Below are 13565 nucleotides of genomic sequence, written 5' to 3'. Positions count from 1 at the left end.
AGGTGAACCTGTGAGCAGTCTTTGGCTAACACCTATCGTTATTGATGAAAAGGAACAAATGGTTACTTTATTAAAGGATCGATTGGAGCTGCGGCCTGCGGAGATAGCAGACCGTTTTCTTGCATTGCTCAGGACGGTTCACCCTCGGCTGCTAATGACCTTCAAAGCAAACTTAATGCTCAGCGAAGAGTTTGAATTAGCCTGTGGAGTTGATGAATTGCCATTCGAACTGGCGAGCGAGGGGCCGGTTGTCTTTGAACAAGGGGGACTGGAGCTATCTCACTGTGCACAAGCTTATTTGGACAGACTCCCAGCTGTTAAAGAAATGGATGAATGGCTCAATATTGCCGCGGCTAAGATTGCTGATAACAGAGAAGACGATATTATTCATCAATGGGTTCATACGATGGTTAGGTGGCATAAGCAAGGATATGCCGTCACTCTGCTTAAGGAGGAGAATTAATAGTGAGACTTGAAGATGCCCTTTTTAACTGGTTGCAAATCAAGATAGTAGCTGAGGCTAGACAAGATGATCATGCCGCAGAAGAAACCAGACTTTTTTTTGAAGAGATTATACGTGATGATCATGGGGTGACAAGTTTTGAAACAACCGAGGATGAGACCATGGTTCATATTCATTATGAAGTTGAGGGCAAGCGAAAAAGGCTTATGTTTGATAAAGAATCTGTAGAGCAGCTGCTTCATGATATTAATTCTAATCCTAAGTACAACAATCAATGACAATTGACATAACTAGCTGAATAATCAATAAAATATAGTATCAGCAATGGAAGGGAGTGGCTTAAGTCATACATATGTCTATAGGATGGACATCCACAACTGTCTGTGGTTGCAGAAACATACCTGTGTTATAATATAGTCATCGACACAGTACTATTCAAAGAAAATAACGCAGGAGGGGTAGCCATGGCAGAAACGATCACACTACTGCCGGAGCCATTATTTGCAGCATTGCAAAAGGATTCATTTGCGCTATTAAGCACAATTGATTTCGAATCCGGGGCACCAAGCATGAATGCCATCTCCTGGCTCTACGCCAAGGAATCGGGCACAATTCGCTTTGCTGTGGACCAGCGTTCACGCATTGTGAGCAATATTAAACAAAACCCGCAATTGAATCTTACCTTTGTTGGAGAAGGGTCGGTTCATGCCATTTATGGCAATGGTCGACTTGTTACGGATGCGCTTGAAGGCGTGCCGTTTAAACTGGCTTGTTTTGATATTGATATCTCAGTAGTGAGAGATGCGATGTTCTATGGAGCGCGTATTTCCTCTGCCCCAGAATATGAGAAAACTTATGACAAGCGTGCAGCTGAAAAGCTGGATACGCAAGTTTTTGAAGCCATGAAGAAAGCCTAGAATGTTTTTGGATTCTAGGCTTTTTCTCCATATCGAAAATTGTCAATCGCTATAGGTTAGCATTAGGCATTTGTGGCTCTTTAGCGGAGGGGGCTGGTTCAACATCTCGCGGCATTTGAGGAATGATTCGGCCTATAATTTCCGACATTTCCTCTGCAAAACCTCTAAACGGTCTGCCATTACGTATATTATCTCTTACTTTACCAATTCTTGCTGCAAGATCAATATCCGCCGTCACAATAGCGTCAACGCCGTAAGGATCTTTCTTCAACGCTTCCGCTACTGAGAGCTTAATAGTCCCTACTTTGGCACGGTCCATTTCTGGAGGCAAATTGATCCCAACTACCGCTGTGTTACCGAAAACGACGCATTTGGCGCTTTCAACCTGTGGTATGCTGGTGGCTATTTGCTCCAAACGTTCAGAGACGGCCCGAGAATCGATAATTTCTTTTTTCTGAGGTGCCGTTTGTTGTACCTTAATTTGTCGATTTGCATCATTTGTCGGAGAGGGGGAAGCTCCATTCTTTGGTGATTGGGTACAACCTACCAAGACGAACAACAGCAGGAAACAGTAGACAAATATTCTCATAATTGATCGTTCCTTTCTATCCCTTAATTGCTTTGGTTAGTTTGTCCTTGACTGTGTATTCCTATGTATAGCGACAGCCAAACACCAAACCTGGGAGGGACTCATATGAAAAAAATCTTTGTACTGGATACTAACGTGCTCTTACAGGACCCGAATGCGATTTATGCTTTTGAGGATAATGAGGTGGTCATACCTGCCATTGTGCTGGAGGAAATTGACAATAAAAAGCGCAATGCGGATGAACTCGGTCGCAACGCCAGACAAATCTCACGGATGATGGATGGTTTGCGAAACCAAGGCAGATTGTTTGAGGGAATTGATCTGCCGAATGGTGGCAGGCTCAAGGTTGAATTGAATCACCGAAGCTTTGCGAAGCTTCAAGAAACGTTTGCTGAGGGAACTAATGATAACCGTATTTTGGCGGTAGCACTTAATTATCATATGGAAGAACAGGAAAATCCGAATCCAAGACCTGTTGTGATGGTAAGTAAAGATACGCTTGTCAGAATCAAGGCGGATGTGCTTGGTTTGACAGCTCAGGATTATTTAACCGACCGGATTGTCAATATGCCGGATATGTATATGGGTTATTTAACCATTCACGCCCATCCTTCCGTAATTGACGAATTTTACACTTACCGGTATTTAAACGTTAACTCGCTTCATCTGGCTTACCCGCTAAATCCTCATGAGTTTGTAATTCTCAAGGATGAGATGGGGACGTCCAAATCGGCATTGCTTAAGGTAAATGCGGATGGCAAGAAGCTTGAGCCTTTATTCCTGAGCAATGATCCTATATGGGGAATCGGGGCCCGGAATGCACAGCAGCGAATGGCGCTGGAGCTGCTGCTGAATGATGAAATTCCCATCGTGACTTTGACAGGGAAAGCGGGTACAGGGAAAACTCTGCTAACCTTGGCAGCCGGTTTATTGAAGGTGGAAGACGAGCGGAAATATAAAAAGCTGTTGATTGCCCGGCCTGTTGTACCAATGGGGAAAGATATTGGCTACTTACCGGGGGAAAAAGAAGAGAAGCTGCGTCCTTGGATGCAGCCAATCTATGATAATCTTGAATATTTATTTGATACAAAGAAGGCCGGAGATATTGAAAAAATATTGGCAGGTCTAGGCAGTATTCAGGTTGAGGCTCTCACCTATATAAGAGGCCGCTCCATACCGGGGCAATTTATCATTATTGATGAGGCTCAAAACTTATCGAAGCATGAAGTTAAAACGATCGTATCAAGGGTTGGCGAGGGAAGTAAAATTGTGCTGCTGGGCGATCCGGAACAGATTGATCACCCTTATCTGGATGCTTCCAGCAATGGTTTGACCTATGTTGTAGAGCGATTCAAGGCTCAAAACATCAGTGGGCACATTACGTTGGAGCGTGGTGAACGCTCACATCTGGCACAGCTCGCGGCAGATTTGTTGTAGTTTTTATAAAAAGCGCAGCAGTAAGGGGATGAACCCTTTCTGCTGCGCTTTTTTTGACCATGCTGATTGCGTAACGTGGTTATTACATAAAAGGACTTGTCGGATGATATATAGGGGCTTAGAAAGGCTTACAGGGGCTTAGGAAAGGGGCGAAGCTCACAATTATAAGCTTGAGCAATGCGTTTCATTAGTTCTTCATATTGCAGGTCAACAATATAAATGACTTCTGCTTGTGGAATGGAAGCAAGTAAATGCTCCTCGAATTGCTGAAGCGCTTGAATAGGCTCAGCCGCGGGCTCAATATGATGAAGAGTAAATAAGTAGACCGACTCGGCGTAAACATAGCTGAGTCCGGAACGGCTGACGAAACCGTAATCTGTGAAATCAGGCCGCGCATATACTGTTGCAGGAAGGAGGAGTAAATCCATGTTTTCATAAGGTATTTTATATTGATGCATTATAGGGTAAGCCATTTCTCGCTCGCCAAGGGAATCGAAAATAAGCAATTCTTTGTCACGATCGAATAAGGGGGCCTTTGCTGCTAATGCCTTTACAATTTGAGCATAAAAGCCGGGCAGCTTGCCATCCGGCATGTCCATTAACAGGGCTGGTTTAAGAGCAATAGTCATTTTTCAATTCTCCATTGTCTGATATTTTTTACTAGAATGGATACTGCGATATTATAAAGCCAGCTTCAGCATTAGGCTGAGCTTGCCTTCTTCGAGCTTAACGCCAGTTACGATTAAAAAAGAAGCTATCGATTGCGGATAAATCCCCAAATCGATTTCCTTTTCCATAGCATCTATAGTAGTTGCCGGTAGATCAAAGCCATTAAATTGAAGCTGTTCGATACGAAAACGCACGAAGGTTTTTCCCTTAGGTTCGTCTTTTACGGCTAATTCATACTTGCCTTTAATGAGGACCTGCATCCCGTCTTGTGTACCCGTTGTTATGACTTGAGAGTCAGTGAATCGAAAGGTCATATTTCGAAACAGCTCATTTTTGCTTCGTAAGAAGCTGTTTAGCTCTTGATCGGTAATTTGAAATGTATATTGAAATCCATTAACAATTAAATGGTTGTTCTTACCGTCTTTAGAATCGGAAATAATTTCGGGAAGCTGCTTCATAGCTTGCGCCAATGCCTGAAAATACATTTTAAAAAGCGGTATACCTTTATTTTGCCATTGTGCGGTCAGATTCGTCATCTGCTGCAATATCTCGGCTGCCTCGGAATGTTTGGCCACATCTTCATCAAGCTGCTTCTGAAGAAGAATTAATTTCTCTCGTTGGGCTATATAACGATCCTTAGTTTGAAGCAGAGCAGTCTTGGAAGTGGTGAGCGATTTATAAAGCTCCTGAAGCTGCTTTTGATTATCCGTATACCGCTTCAACGATTCACGATCATTACGGACGATCATTTGTAAATAATCAAAAGTTGTAAGAGCGTCCTTGAAGGAAGAAATAGAAAACAAGAGCATCCATAATGAATCTCGATCACCCATATAGTAAGCCCTCAGCACCTTTGCTGCATGGCGCTTTGTATCTGCTGAGAGGGCTTGTTGAGCTTTGAGCTCCTGTTCGGCAGAAGTAAGCTGAAGAATAAGGCTTTTCTCCTGCTTCTCAATTCGTGCCAGCTCTTGATCCACTTCGAATACAGTAAGACTCTTTTGCAGCAGCAGCTTAGTTTCTTCCGTACTGGCAGCGTAAGAAGGCTGGTAGTGGTACAGTCCAATGGCAAGACAAAGGATGAGACAAATAGCTTGTTGAAAAGGTCTCATCAGAATAGGTTCCTCCTAAGTGAGCGGCTATAACAGATATAAGATAACATTATCACAATTTTATGATAATAATGAAAAAAAATACTTCTTCACAAGAAGAAGTATTTTTTAATTCAAGAACAGAGTCTCTTACAGCCCGAGGTTTAGTTGGCTTTCTTCACAGCAGGTGCCTGCTTGGTAAGCTTCAGCAGCTCATCGAGTGATTTCTGCTTAGCGGGGATGTCTTTTGTGAATGCCGGATTTTTATTGATCTCGGTTAGGGATTGGGTCCAGATGATACGATTCACGTTGGTGCTTCCGTTAGCTGTGAAACTTAAGCTCCATTTCTGCTCATGAATATACCCGTCATTATCAATTAGCATGTCTATGGTAGTTGGAGCTTTAAATTTCAATTGCTTCAATGCAGATTGCCATGAATCCAGCGAAGCGCCGGAAGCCAAGCCATTAGTCTTCAATAGCTCTAACAGCCCTGGGAGTGATTGATCCCAATAATCAGCAAACGCTTTTTCATTCTTGGAGTTGATATCAAGCGTAATACGTTTGGCTGCTGTACCATCGGATAATGTGACGGGTTCCTTGGCAGACTGCAGCCAATTCGCATCAACACCATTTAATAGCTGTTGATTAAGAGTGGCGGACAAATGTCCTGTGTTTTTTAAAGGCTCCGGATTACTGGAAGATGAAGCTGGATTCTGCTTCGCCTGGATGGGCAGCATCATATATTCGTCATCTTTATTTAAAGCTGGCATATGGAAAAACAATTTGCTATCTTTAATGAGGACAGGAATGTCAATGACGCTTCCTCCGGCAGGTGTCACTTTAAGATTGGTTTCCAACTGGGAGGTCGGTTCAAGAGAGCTTATACCTGTATATTCGATTTTACTGTCCTTTAGTATAGCGAATAGAGCGGCGGCAAAGGGATTGGCTTGTCCAAGCAATGCTGCGTCTGCTTTCAGCTCAAATGATCCGGTAAAACGATAGTTTTTGATTTCCTCTTGCTTGTTGACAGCTTGAAGTAGGTCCGCTTTGATTTGCTTATAATCGGTACAGCCTGTTACAAACAATACCAAGGCAGCGGATAATAGTGACGCTCGTGCGGTAAATTTCCATTTGCTTACTGCCACAGCTTTGTTCGGCTCCTTCCAAATTTACAGTATAACTATGTTTATTGAGTTGGTCGTTCCAACACTCCATCTATTATAACGAGAACATACGGCTTTGTCTTTAGTGAAAAGGAAGCATCTTAAACACATACGGTGATTAAACTATCAATACGCATACATAAGGAAGGCGGGTAGACAGAGTGCAGGAGGATACAGCTTTAGTCGGAATAATACGTCGTTATATTGAAAATAGCCCCGGGCTTGCCATTCCATTTCGGGATTACATGGAGCTCTGCCTGTACCATTCTGAGAACGGCTATTATATGAATAATAAAGATAAGATAGGCCGTAACGGCGATTTTTACACCAGCTCAGCTATCGGGGGCTTGTTTGGAGAAGTGCTGGCTAATTATATGGCTAGTCAGGCAGGGCAATCGCTCCCGGAACAACCGCTAATAATAGTGGAATATGGGGGCGGTACCGGTCAGCTGGCCAGACAGCTGCTGGACGAGCTAAAGGCAAGTGCTGCGACGGTCTATAAGCGATTAACTTACATTTCCGTGGAAGCAAGCCCTCATCATCGTACCATACAGGCGGATAGGCTTGCTGAACATGCGGAAAAGGTTCAATGGTTGACAGAGCAGGAATGGTTGGGCTTGGGTCCTTGGGAACATGTTATTGTATTCTCCAATGAACTTTTGGATGCATTCCCGGTGCATAGGGTGCAGAGTTTGCAAGGAAAGCCCTATGAACTATACGTTGAATGGGATGAGGGAGAGGGCTGCTTCCGTGATAAACTGCTGCCGCTGTCAGAAGGGCCTGTGCTGGATTATATAAGTAATCAGGGAGTAGAACTGGAGGAAGGGCAGCAGCTTGAAGTGAATTTGGAGGCCATAGCATGGATTCAGCGGATCGGTCAATCGATTGGACAAGGGCAATTGGTAACAATAGATTATGGGGACCGCTCAGATGAAATCTATGCTCCACATCGAATGAATGGAACATTGATGTCTTACCGCAAACATATGGCTCAGGATAATCCTTATTTGTATCCAGGGGAACAAGATATTACATCACATGTTAATTTCAGCAGCTTAATTAATGCAGGAGCTGCAGCAGGGCTTAAGCAAGTGCAGTTTATAACACAAAAGCAGTTTCTGGTAGAAAACGGATTGCTGCAAAAGCTTCAGGACACCGCTTCACTCGATCCTTTCAGTCCGGAAGCTAGACGGAATCGAGCGGTTAGGCAACTGCTGCTGAGTGATCAGATGAGCGAGCTGTTTAAGGTGCTGATACAAAAAAAAGGTGAACTGCCCTAGGCAGCTCACCTTTTTTGCAAACCATTTTGAATATTATACGGACATTTTGAAGAAAGACCAGTATGTAAAACCGGTGAACGAGAGAAACATGTACCCCCAAAAAAGCAATATGTAGGTACGCTCGGTTAATTTCAAATATCCTAATAGTACGAAGATAGCTGTTTGGGCAAAAAAGAGCATAGCCATCGGTATCATTTCACCGGCCAATGCCATTAACCCTATAACTAGCGTCCAAAAGCCAAGAACGCGAAACATGCGATCCATTTCCGAACCCCCTCTCTGCCTGCACTACTTTACTATTGACCATTATACCTGTTGCAACATGCACTGTAAATGTCAAATCCGTGACGAAATTCATACATTTTGCGACTGTTTTCAAATGACTTATTACAAACTAATAAAATTAACCTTCAACGCTTTCTTTTGTAGGTTGCCCTATTGTCTAATAAAGCATGTATGAGTCAATTGAAAAATGGCAATACAAAATAGTAGAAAACGATTCTATGAACTCTACTATGGGCATAATGATTAAGTAACGCAACATTCCATGCCTTACTTTCGATAGATGAATGGATGAGGACAACTGATTACCCAGGGGTTAGGAGGACTGCTATTGTATGACAGCCATAAGACAAGATGCTTGGAGCGATGAGGACGATTTAATTTTAGCGGAGGTGACCCTACGGCATATTCGTGAAGGCAGTACACAGTTATCTGCTTTTGAAGAGGTAGGCGAAAAAATAGGTAGAACTGCAGCTGCTTGCGGGTTTCGATGGAATAGCTTTGTGCGTAAAAAATATGACACTGCGATTCAAATAGCAAAGGCACAGCGTCAGAAACGGAATCAACAAAAAAAGCATTCCGCATTTGCAGCCGTATCGGGTAACGTCTCGGTGCTTGAGAGTGTGGAGACTAGCAAGTTGAATGATTCGTTCTCTGAGGAGTCTATCTCCATCGATGCTGTCATTCGTTTTCTTCGCCAATGGAAAGGCAATTATCACGAGATGTCCCGCCATGTCCGTCACTTGGAGAAGGAATTAAATGAAAAGCAAGAGGAGCTAGACCGCCTGCGAGGTGAAAATGATGTATTAAACAAGCAGGTCAATGAAGTGGAAACAGATTATCGTGTTGTTAATGATGATTATAAAGCGCTTATTCAAATTATGGATCGAGCACGTAAGCTTGCTTTTCTCGTTGAGGAAGAGGATGAAAACAAGCCGAGATTTAAAATGGATGCGAATGGCAACTTAGAAAGAATAGATTAAGAGAAGCTCTGCAGGCTTAGCTTGCAGAGCTTTTTATTTTTCGAAGGAGTTCTTTATGCACTAAGTATGAAGCAGAGGTACCCTTTCTAAACTTTCAACATATTTGAATTATTAAAATCTTTATGTAACCAATGATCGGATGAGTTCCATTATATATTCGGGAAGCGGGAAGCAGCTAGGTGCCTTTAAAGGTCCTGAACGGAACAGAAAATTCCGTTATTTAATCTGCCGCTTCCAATTTTAGGCCATAGCGGAAGTCGGATTTCCGCTATGTGGAGCGAATGATGAATACTATGCACAAATGCGAGAGATAACGGAATTAGTTCTTCCGCTATCTCTGTGTTTTTTGTGCTTTCCATATTATAGCGGAACGATTACGTCCGCTAATGCTTCGACTCATTCATAATAAGTCGCCATTAAAGAAAAGCGCTTGATATGTTCACTTAAATAACCGGTTCTAGGAGTTGCAGGTTTCGTTAATATCGGCGCACAGACGTTCACTTTCAGATGTGATATCAGCCCCATCCTTAATCGCTTCCTATGTGGTTATAGGGATGGGAGGATCCTGAGGTGTCGCGGCAGTTTTAGTTGCAAAGCATGTGATGGAGAGATGTAGCCGGAGTATACTACCAAGGGGTACATGGCTATGAATACCGCCTAAGCGATAGGTTAGGAGCAGCAAAGAAAGAGGTAGCAGAAGGCAGCAAAGTAGAACCGTAAGAGGGAACGGGTGTGGGATGGAGGGGTGATAGCGTCCGCCCTGGTCGTCACCTCCAGTGACTGCTCGGGTATGCAACCTACCTTTGAAGCTCGTGTTCCAACCGCTGCAAGCCATAAATTCAAAGGGAACACGACTTCAACAGCGGCCGGAATCCCATACCCGATTCCCTCCCAACGCAGAAACGTAAATCGTACACCGAGGACCTGGCCATCGGCCAGGTTATCCCGAAGGAATAAGTTTCAGCAGGGCTGAACCATAAGGAATAAAGCTTTCTAATGTGTCCACCTGTTTTGTATACTAGGAGAAAGAACAGTTGTGAAATGGAGAGACCAAATGAAAATAAGAGTTATTGGAGCTGGGGCAATGGGGATGCTGGTTGCGTCCAGGTTGATTAGGTCCAGCGCCGAGGTTGAACTTGTTACCAGAACAAGCGAACAGGCTCAGCTTATCCGTGAGCAGGGACTTCTTCTAACGGCAGGAATAGGGACAAACCCTTCGAATAACAATGAGAGGGATACCTTCAAGATATCGCCGAGAGTGTTTTCCTTTGAGGAAGCAACGGCTTCCGCAATAACTGATATAGAGACGACCGAGCTGCCGGATATAGTTCTGCTTATGATGAAGCAAACGTCAATTACCGGGGAGTTGGCTTCTGCAATCAAATTGCAGCTAAGGAAGCCTGCTTCGCGGCTCGTTTGCTTTCAGAACGGAATAGGTCATATAGAGCTGCTGCAGCGGTATATTCCCCAAGAACAGCTGCTTATAGCTGTGACAACAGAAGGTGCATTGAAGCATTCGGCGCATCATGTGGAGCATACAGGAAGAGGAATGACCTGGATTGGTGATGATTCTAATGGAATACGTACGAAAAATGACAAAGGTTTAGTCAAAAACTTTAAAAACCTTTTGAATAATGCAGGATTCACGGTGAATTTGTCGAACAACATCACTAGTAAAGTTTGGAATAAGCTTCTGATCAATTCAGTAATCAATCCTATTACCTCGATTCTGCAAATCCGCAACGGTCAGCTGCCGGATCTTCCTGCATCTTATGCACTTATGCGCTCACTATTTGATGAAGGAGTCGTGTTAGCGGACAAGCTTGGTATTGAGCTCGCTAACGATCTGTGGGAGCAGCTGCTGGAAGTTTGCAGAAAAACCGCTAATAACCAATCTTCGATGCTGCAGGATGTACTGTATCAAAGACGGACTGAAAACGAGGCGATCACGGGTGGCTTGCTAGCTAAAGCGCGGGAAACAGAGGTAGAAATGCCTACTCACAACACCATGTATCTTTTACTCCAATCCATTGAGCAACAATGGGAAACAATATAAGATAAAGCAGGTGGTCTGCTTGAATGGTTTTATATCCGTACTAAATACGATTTATACATTTTTAGCGCTAGTGCCGTTTGTGTCTTTTTTTGCTGCGTGGGGTATTGTTTATTGGGTTACTGGAGATAAGAAGCGGGCTACTCATTTTGCTATTGATATAACAACCTTGTTTTTAATCGGCTCTGTTTCACTGATGACCCGTCAGTTGTTCGGCACTGGATTTGGGTTGTGGTTTGTTTTGCTACTCTTTTTAATCGCGGGTGGTCTTATCGGCAATATGCAGAACCGTATGAAGGGAAAGATCAATTTTTATAAAATCATTAAAAGCCTGCTAAGGCTGGGATTCGTTGTTTTATCCGCGTGCTATGTTTTGCTGCTCTTCATTGGCATAGGCAAATATATTATTTCAAGCTAAGGGGGATTATTGAATTAGTATGAATGTACATAATTTAATGGAAGATATTGTGAAAAGCTGTTTGAAGGATTTGTTGCAGCACCAGGCTCATCTAAAAGAATTGGATGAGAAGTTGCAAGGCGATATTATTGCGATTGCCTTAAACCAACTCCCACCCAAATATGTATCTACAGACCGAGGTGAGGTGTTTGCAAAAACGCAGCTTCGTTCCCAGGTTGAAACGGATGTATACAGGGAGCTGGCTAATGCTATTGAAAAAGTTTTGAACTCCAACCGTCCTTCTGAATTGGATAAATGAACGAATAATATTTTGAAATTATGGGAGCCTATGTATAGGCTCTTTTTTTTGTATGTCCATGTAGAGGGATTGTCAAATAATAACACTAGAAATAATTGACCAATGGTTGTATAGTACTTCTTTGGAAAGCGATTTCACATTGGTTTCTATTTTTCGACCTAATAATAGCAAGATGTTATCTTCACATACTCATTAATAGAGAATGTTGAATTTACCATATAATTACATATCGATCTGGGAGGGTACATTTAATGAAGCTTAACAAATTGCTAGTTCTGACTGCAGTAACAGCGATGCTAGGTACCGCTGTTGTTGGTTGTTCAAGCAACAGTCAAAATAATGCAGGGGGCACCGATGGCAATAAAGCTCCTGCGCAGGAGATCAGAATTAATCTTAAGGCGGAGCCGCCTGCATTGGATAGCTCGATTGCAACAACAAATCCGACTTTTACCATTATCAATGCTATCAATGAAGGGCTATTTCGTTTGGATGCCGAAGGTAAGCCACAGCCTGCTCTTGCTAAAGCATTGCCAACGATATCTGCAGATGGTTTGGTTTATACGATTGCACTACGTGACGGTTTAACTTGGGCTGACGGCACACCTTTGACGGCGGGTGATTTCGAGTTTGCTTACAAGCGTACGTTAGATCCGGCAACAAAAGCGAAATACGCTTCTATGCTGGCCTGGATTAAAGGTGGTGCCGATATGATCAAAGCCAAGCCGGAAGAGCTTGAAGCAAAGAAGGCAGCCCTTGGTGTTAAAGCAAAGGACGATAAGACGTTAGAAATTACTTTGGAAACGCCAAAAGCTTTTTTTACTGACCAGCTTTCGATGCCGATCTTTTTCCCGCAAAAGCCTGATTTCGTAAAAGCCCAAGGCGATAAGTACGGTGCAGATGCCGATAAGGTCATTGGAGCAGGTCCCTTTAAGTTGGAAAAATGGGATCACGAGCAGCAGCTTGTTATGGTCAAAAATGATAAATATTGGGATGCAGCGAATGTGAAGCTGACGAAAGTTACCGTAAATGTTGTGAAAGAGACAAGCACATCCTTAAATATGTACGAAACGAATCAGGTGGACCTGACGGAGCTGGTAGGCGATCAATTCAAAATGTACCAAGGGAAGCCCGATCTTGCTCTGAAAAAAGAGTTCGTATCCTCCTATGTGATGTTCCAGGTTAAAAAGGTACCGGCTTTTGCGAATGCGAAGGTTCGTCAAGCTCTAGGTATGGCTATTGATCGAAATGCTTTGAATGAAGTTGTGCTTGGAGGATCTTCAATCCCTTCTACGGGGCTGGTTCCAGGAACGGTATTGGATGGTAATAAGCAGGAATTCCGCAAGGTAGCCGGCGATACACAGCCTAAGTTTGATGCTGCGAAAGCAAAATCGTTGTTAGCTGAAGGCTTGGCAGAGTTGAAATTGACAGCACTGCCTCCATTTAAGCTGACTTCCGATGATACGGATACCTCCAAGAAGACAATCGAATTTATTCAAGCTCAATGGAAACAAAATTTAGGTGTAAATGTAACAGGCGAACCGCTGCCATTTGCACTGCGAGTGAAAAATATGCAAGAGGGTAACTTTGATACGCTTATTGGTCTGTGGGGCGCAGATTATAACGATCCAATGACGTTTCTTGATATGTGGCTCTCTGACAACAAATCTTTCAACTATATGCAATACGAGAGCAAGGCTTATGATGATTTAGTTAGAGGTGCGGACAAAGAACTCGATCTAGCCAAACGTTCCAAAATGCTGGTTGATGCTGAGAAGTTACTAATGAGTGATGCACCATTGTCTCCGCTTTACTTCCGTACCAGACCTTATGCAAAGCGGACAAATGTTGAAGGCTTACTCTTACCGGCTATGTCCAAGGAATGGGAACTGAAGTGGGTTTCGCTTAAGTAATAGAGCAGCAGTGAG

General features: G+C 43.3%; 15 protein-coding genes. 10 read left to right on the top strand and 5 right to left on the bottom strand.

The genetic code is table 11. From position 1 onward, the window contains the following. The first annotated feature begins 10 nt into the window (after positions 1 to 10). The 3 genes from ACFQ0C_RS37985 to ACFQ0C_RS37975 all read left to right on the top strand — a co-directional run bounded on the left by ACFQ0C_RS37985 (position 11) and on the right by ACFQ0C_RS37975 (position 1380). Entirely contained in the window at positions 11 to 463 is a 453-nt protein-coding gene (locus tag ACFQ0C_RS37985) for a hypothetical protein (protein ID WP_379375008.1), read from the top strand. 2 nt (positions 464 to 465) lie between these two features. Beyond that, the gene (locus tag ACFQ0C_RS37980; protein WP_379375006.1) at positions 466 to 741 is read left to right on the top strand and encodes a hypothetical protein; all 276 of its coding nucleotides are present in this window, start codon (positions 466 to 468) and stop codon (positions 739 to 741) included. 186 nt (positions 742 to 927) lie between these two features. Further along, positions 928 to 1380, top strand: coding sequence for a pyridoxamine 5'-phosphate oxidase family protein (locus ACFQ0C_RS37975; protein ID WP_379375004.1), 453 nt, complete (start codon positions 928 to 930; stop codon positions 1378 to 1380). 49 nt (positions 1381 to 1429) lie between these two features. On the opposite strand, the gene ACFQ0C_RS37970 is transcribed toward ACFQ0C_RS37975, so the two are convergent. Continuing rightward, complete coding sequence (locus ACFQ0C_RS37970) at positions 1430 to 1969, bottom strand: YhcN/YlaJ family sporulation lipoprotein (RefSeq protein ID WP_258216538.1); 540 nt, start codon at positions 1967 to 1969, stop codon at positions 1430 to 1432. Positions 1970 to 2074: 105 nt separating this feature from the next. Here ACFQ0C_RS37970 and ACFQ0C_RS37965 point away from each other — a divergent pair, with 105 nt between their 5' ends. Further along, complete coding sequence (locus tag ACFQ0C_RS37965; protein ID WP_258216537.1) at positions 2075 to 3406, top strand: PhoH family protein; 1332 nt, start codon at positions 2075 to 2077, stop codon at positions 3404 to 3406. A gap of 128 nt (positions 3407 to 3534) precedes the next feature. Here the strand turns inward: ACFQ0C_RS37965 and ACFQ0C_RS37960 are convergent, their stop codons facing one another. The 3 genes from ACFQ0C_RS37960 to ACFQ0C_RS37950 all read right to left on the bottom strand — a co-directional run bounded on the left by ACFQ0C_RS37960 (position 3535) and on the right by ACFQ0C_RS37950 (position 6308). After that, on the bottom strand, positions 3535 to 4035 hold the full coding sequence (locus ACFQ0C_RS37960) for a hypothetical protein (RefSeq protein WP_379375001.1): 501 nt from the start codon (positions 4033 to 4035) through the stop codon (positions 3535 to 3537). A 51-nt stretch (positions 4036 to 4086) separates the two neighbouring features. After that, positions 4087 to 5184, bottom strand: a complete 1098-nt coding sequence (locus ACFQ0C_RS37955; RefSeq protein ID WP_379374999.1) for a hypothetical protein — start codon at positions 5182 to 5184, stop codon at positions 4087 to 4089. 143 nt (positions 5185 to 5327) lie between these two features. After that, positions 5328 to 6308 carry a hypothetical protein gene (locus tag ACFQ0C_RS37950; RefSeq protein ID WP_379374997.1) on the bottom strand — a complete coding sequence of 327 codons (981 nt, stop codon included), beginning with the start codon at positions 6306 to 6308 and terminating at the stop codon, positions 5328 to 5330. Between the two features lie 179 nt (positions 6309 to 6487). Between ACFQ0C_RS37950 and ACFQ0C_RS37945 the strand changes: the two genes are divergently transcribed. Beyond that, positions 6488 to 7606 carry a class I SAM-dependent methyltransferase gene (locus ACFQ0C_RS37945; RefSeq protein ID WP_379374995.1) on the top strand — a complete coding sequence of 373 codons (1119 nt, stop codon included), beginning with the start codon at positions 6488 to 6490 and terminating at the stop codon, positions 7604 to 7606. Positions 7607 to 7639: 33 nt separating this feature from the next. Here ACFQ0C_RS37945 and ACFQ0C_RS37940 read toward each other — a convergent pair whose 3' ends face one another. Next, positions 7640 to 7870, bottom strand: coding sequence for a DUF2626 domain-containing protein (locus ACFQ0C_RS37940; RefSeq protein WP_171653617.1), 231 nt, complete (start codon positions 7868 to 7870; stop codon positions 7640 to 7642). A 353-nt stretch (positions 7871 to 8223) separates the two neighbouring features. Between ACFQ0C_RS37940 and ACFQ0C_RS37935 the strand changes: the two genes are divergently transcribed. The 5 genes from ACFQ0C_RS37935 to ACFQ0C_RS37915 all read left to right on the top strand — a co-directional run bounded on the left by ACFQ0C_RS37935 (position 8224) and on the right by ACFQ0C_RS37915 (position 13550). After that, positions 8224 to 8871 carry an RsfA family transcriptional regulator gene (locus ACFQ0C_RS37935; RefSeq protein WP_258216532.1) on the top strand — a complete coding sequence of 216 codons (648 nt, stop codon included), beginning with the start codon at positions 8224 to 8226 and terminating at the stop codon, positions 8869 to 8871. Between the two features lie 1036 nt (positions 8872 to 9907). Continuing rightward, a complete protein-coding gene (locus tag ACFQ0C_RS37930) occupies positions 9908 to 10927 on the top strand; it encodes a ketopantoate reductase family protein (protein ID WP_379374993.1) in 1020 nt (339 codons plus the stop codon). 19 nt (positions 10928 to 10946) lie between these two features. After that, positions 10947 to 11342 (top strand): DUF3397 domain-containing protein, encoded by a 396-nt coding sequence (locus tag ACFQ0C_RS37925; protein ID WP_258216530.1) that lies wholly within the window; start codon positions 10947 to 10949, stop codon positions 11340 to 11342. Between the two features lie 19 nt (positions 11343 to 11361). Continuing rightward, positions 11362 to 11640 (top strand): late competence development ComFB family protein, encoded by a 279-nt coding sequence (locus ACFQ0C_RS37920; protein WP_379374991.1) that lies wholly within the window; start codon positions 11362 to 11364, stop codon positions 11638 to 11640. 251 nt (positions 11641 to 11891) lie between these two features. After that, positions 11892 to 13550 (top strand): peptide ABC transporter substrate-binding protein, encoded by a 1659-nt coding sequence (locus ACFQ0C_RS37915; protein ID WP_379374989.1) that lies wholly within the window; start codon positions 11892 to 11894, stop codon positions 13548 to 13550. Positions 13551 to 13565 lie beyond the last annotated feature (15 nt).

The organism is Paenibacillus sp. GCM10027630, assembly GCF_042676305.1.
Classification (GTDB): Bacteria; Bacillota; Bacilli; order Paenibacillales; family NBRC-103111; genus Paenibacillus_S.
This window is presented reverse-complemented; position numbering and strand designations above follow the sequence as displayed.

Coding starts and splice junctions, on each gene's coding strand:
- ACFQ0C_RS37975 (WP_379375004.1), top strand. CDS start 928: ATGGCAGAAACGATCACACTACTGCCGGAGCCATTATTTGCAGCATTG.
- ACFQ0C_RS37970 (WP_258216538.1), bottom strand. CDS start 1,969: ATGAGAATATTTGTCTACTGTTTCCTGCTGTTGTTCGTCTTGGTAGGT.
- ACFQ0C_RS37965 (WP_258216537.1), top strand. CDS start 2,075: ATGAAAAAAATCTTTGTACTGGATACTAACGTGCTCTTACAGGACCCG.
- ACFQ0C_RS37960 (WP_379375001.1), bottom strand. CDS start 4,035: ATGACTATTGCTCTTAAACCAGCCCTGTTAATGGACATGCCGGATGGC.
- ACFQ0C_RS37955 (WP_379374999.1), bottom strand. CDS start 5,184: ATGAGACCTTTTCAACAAGCTATTTGTCTCATCCTTTGTCTTGCCATT.
- ACFQ0C_RS37940 (WP_171653617.1), bottom strand. CDS start 7,870: ATGGATCGCATGTTTCGCGTTCTTGGCTTTTGGACGCTAGTTATAGGG.
- ACFQ0C_RS37935 (WP_258216532.1), top strand. CDS start 8,224: ATGACAGCCATAAGACAAGATGCTTGGAGCGATGAGGACGATTTAATT.
- ACFQ0C_RS37920 (WP_379374991.1), top strand. CDS start 11,362: ATGAATGTACATAATTTAATGGAAGATATTGTGAAAAGCTGTTTGAAG.
- ACFQ0C_RS37915 (WP_379374989.1), top strand. CDS start 11,892: ATGAAGCTTAACAAATTGCTAGTTCTGACTGCAGTAACAGCGATGCTA.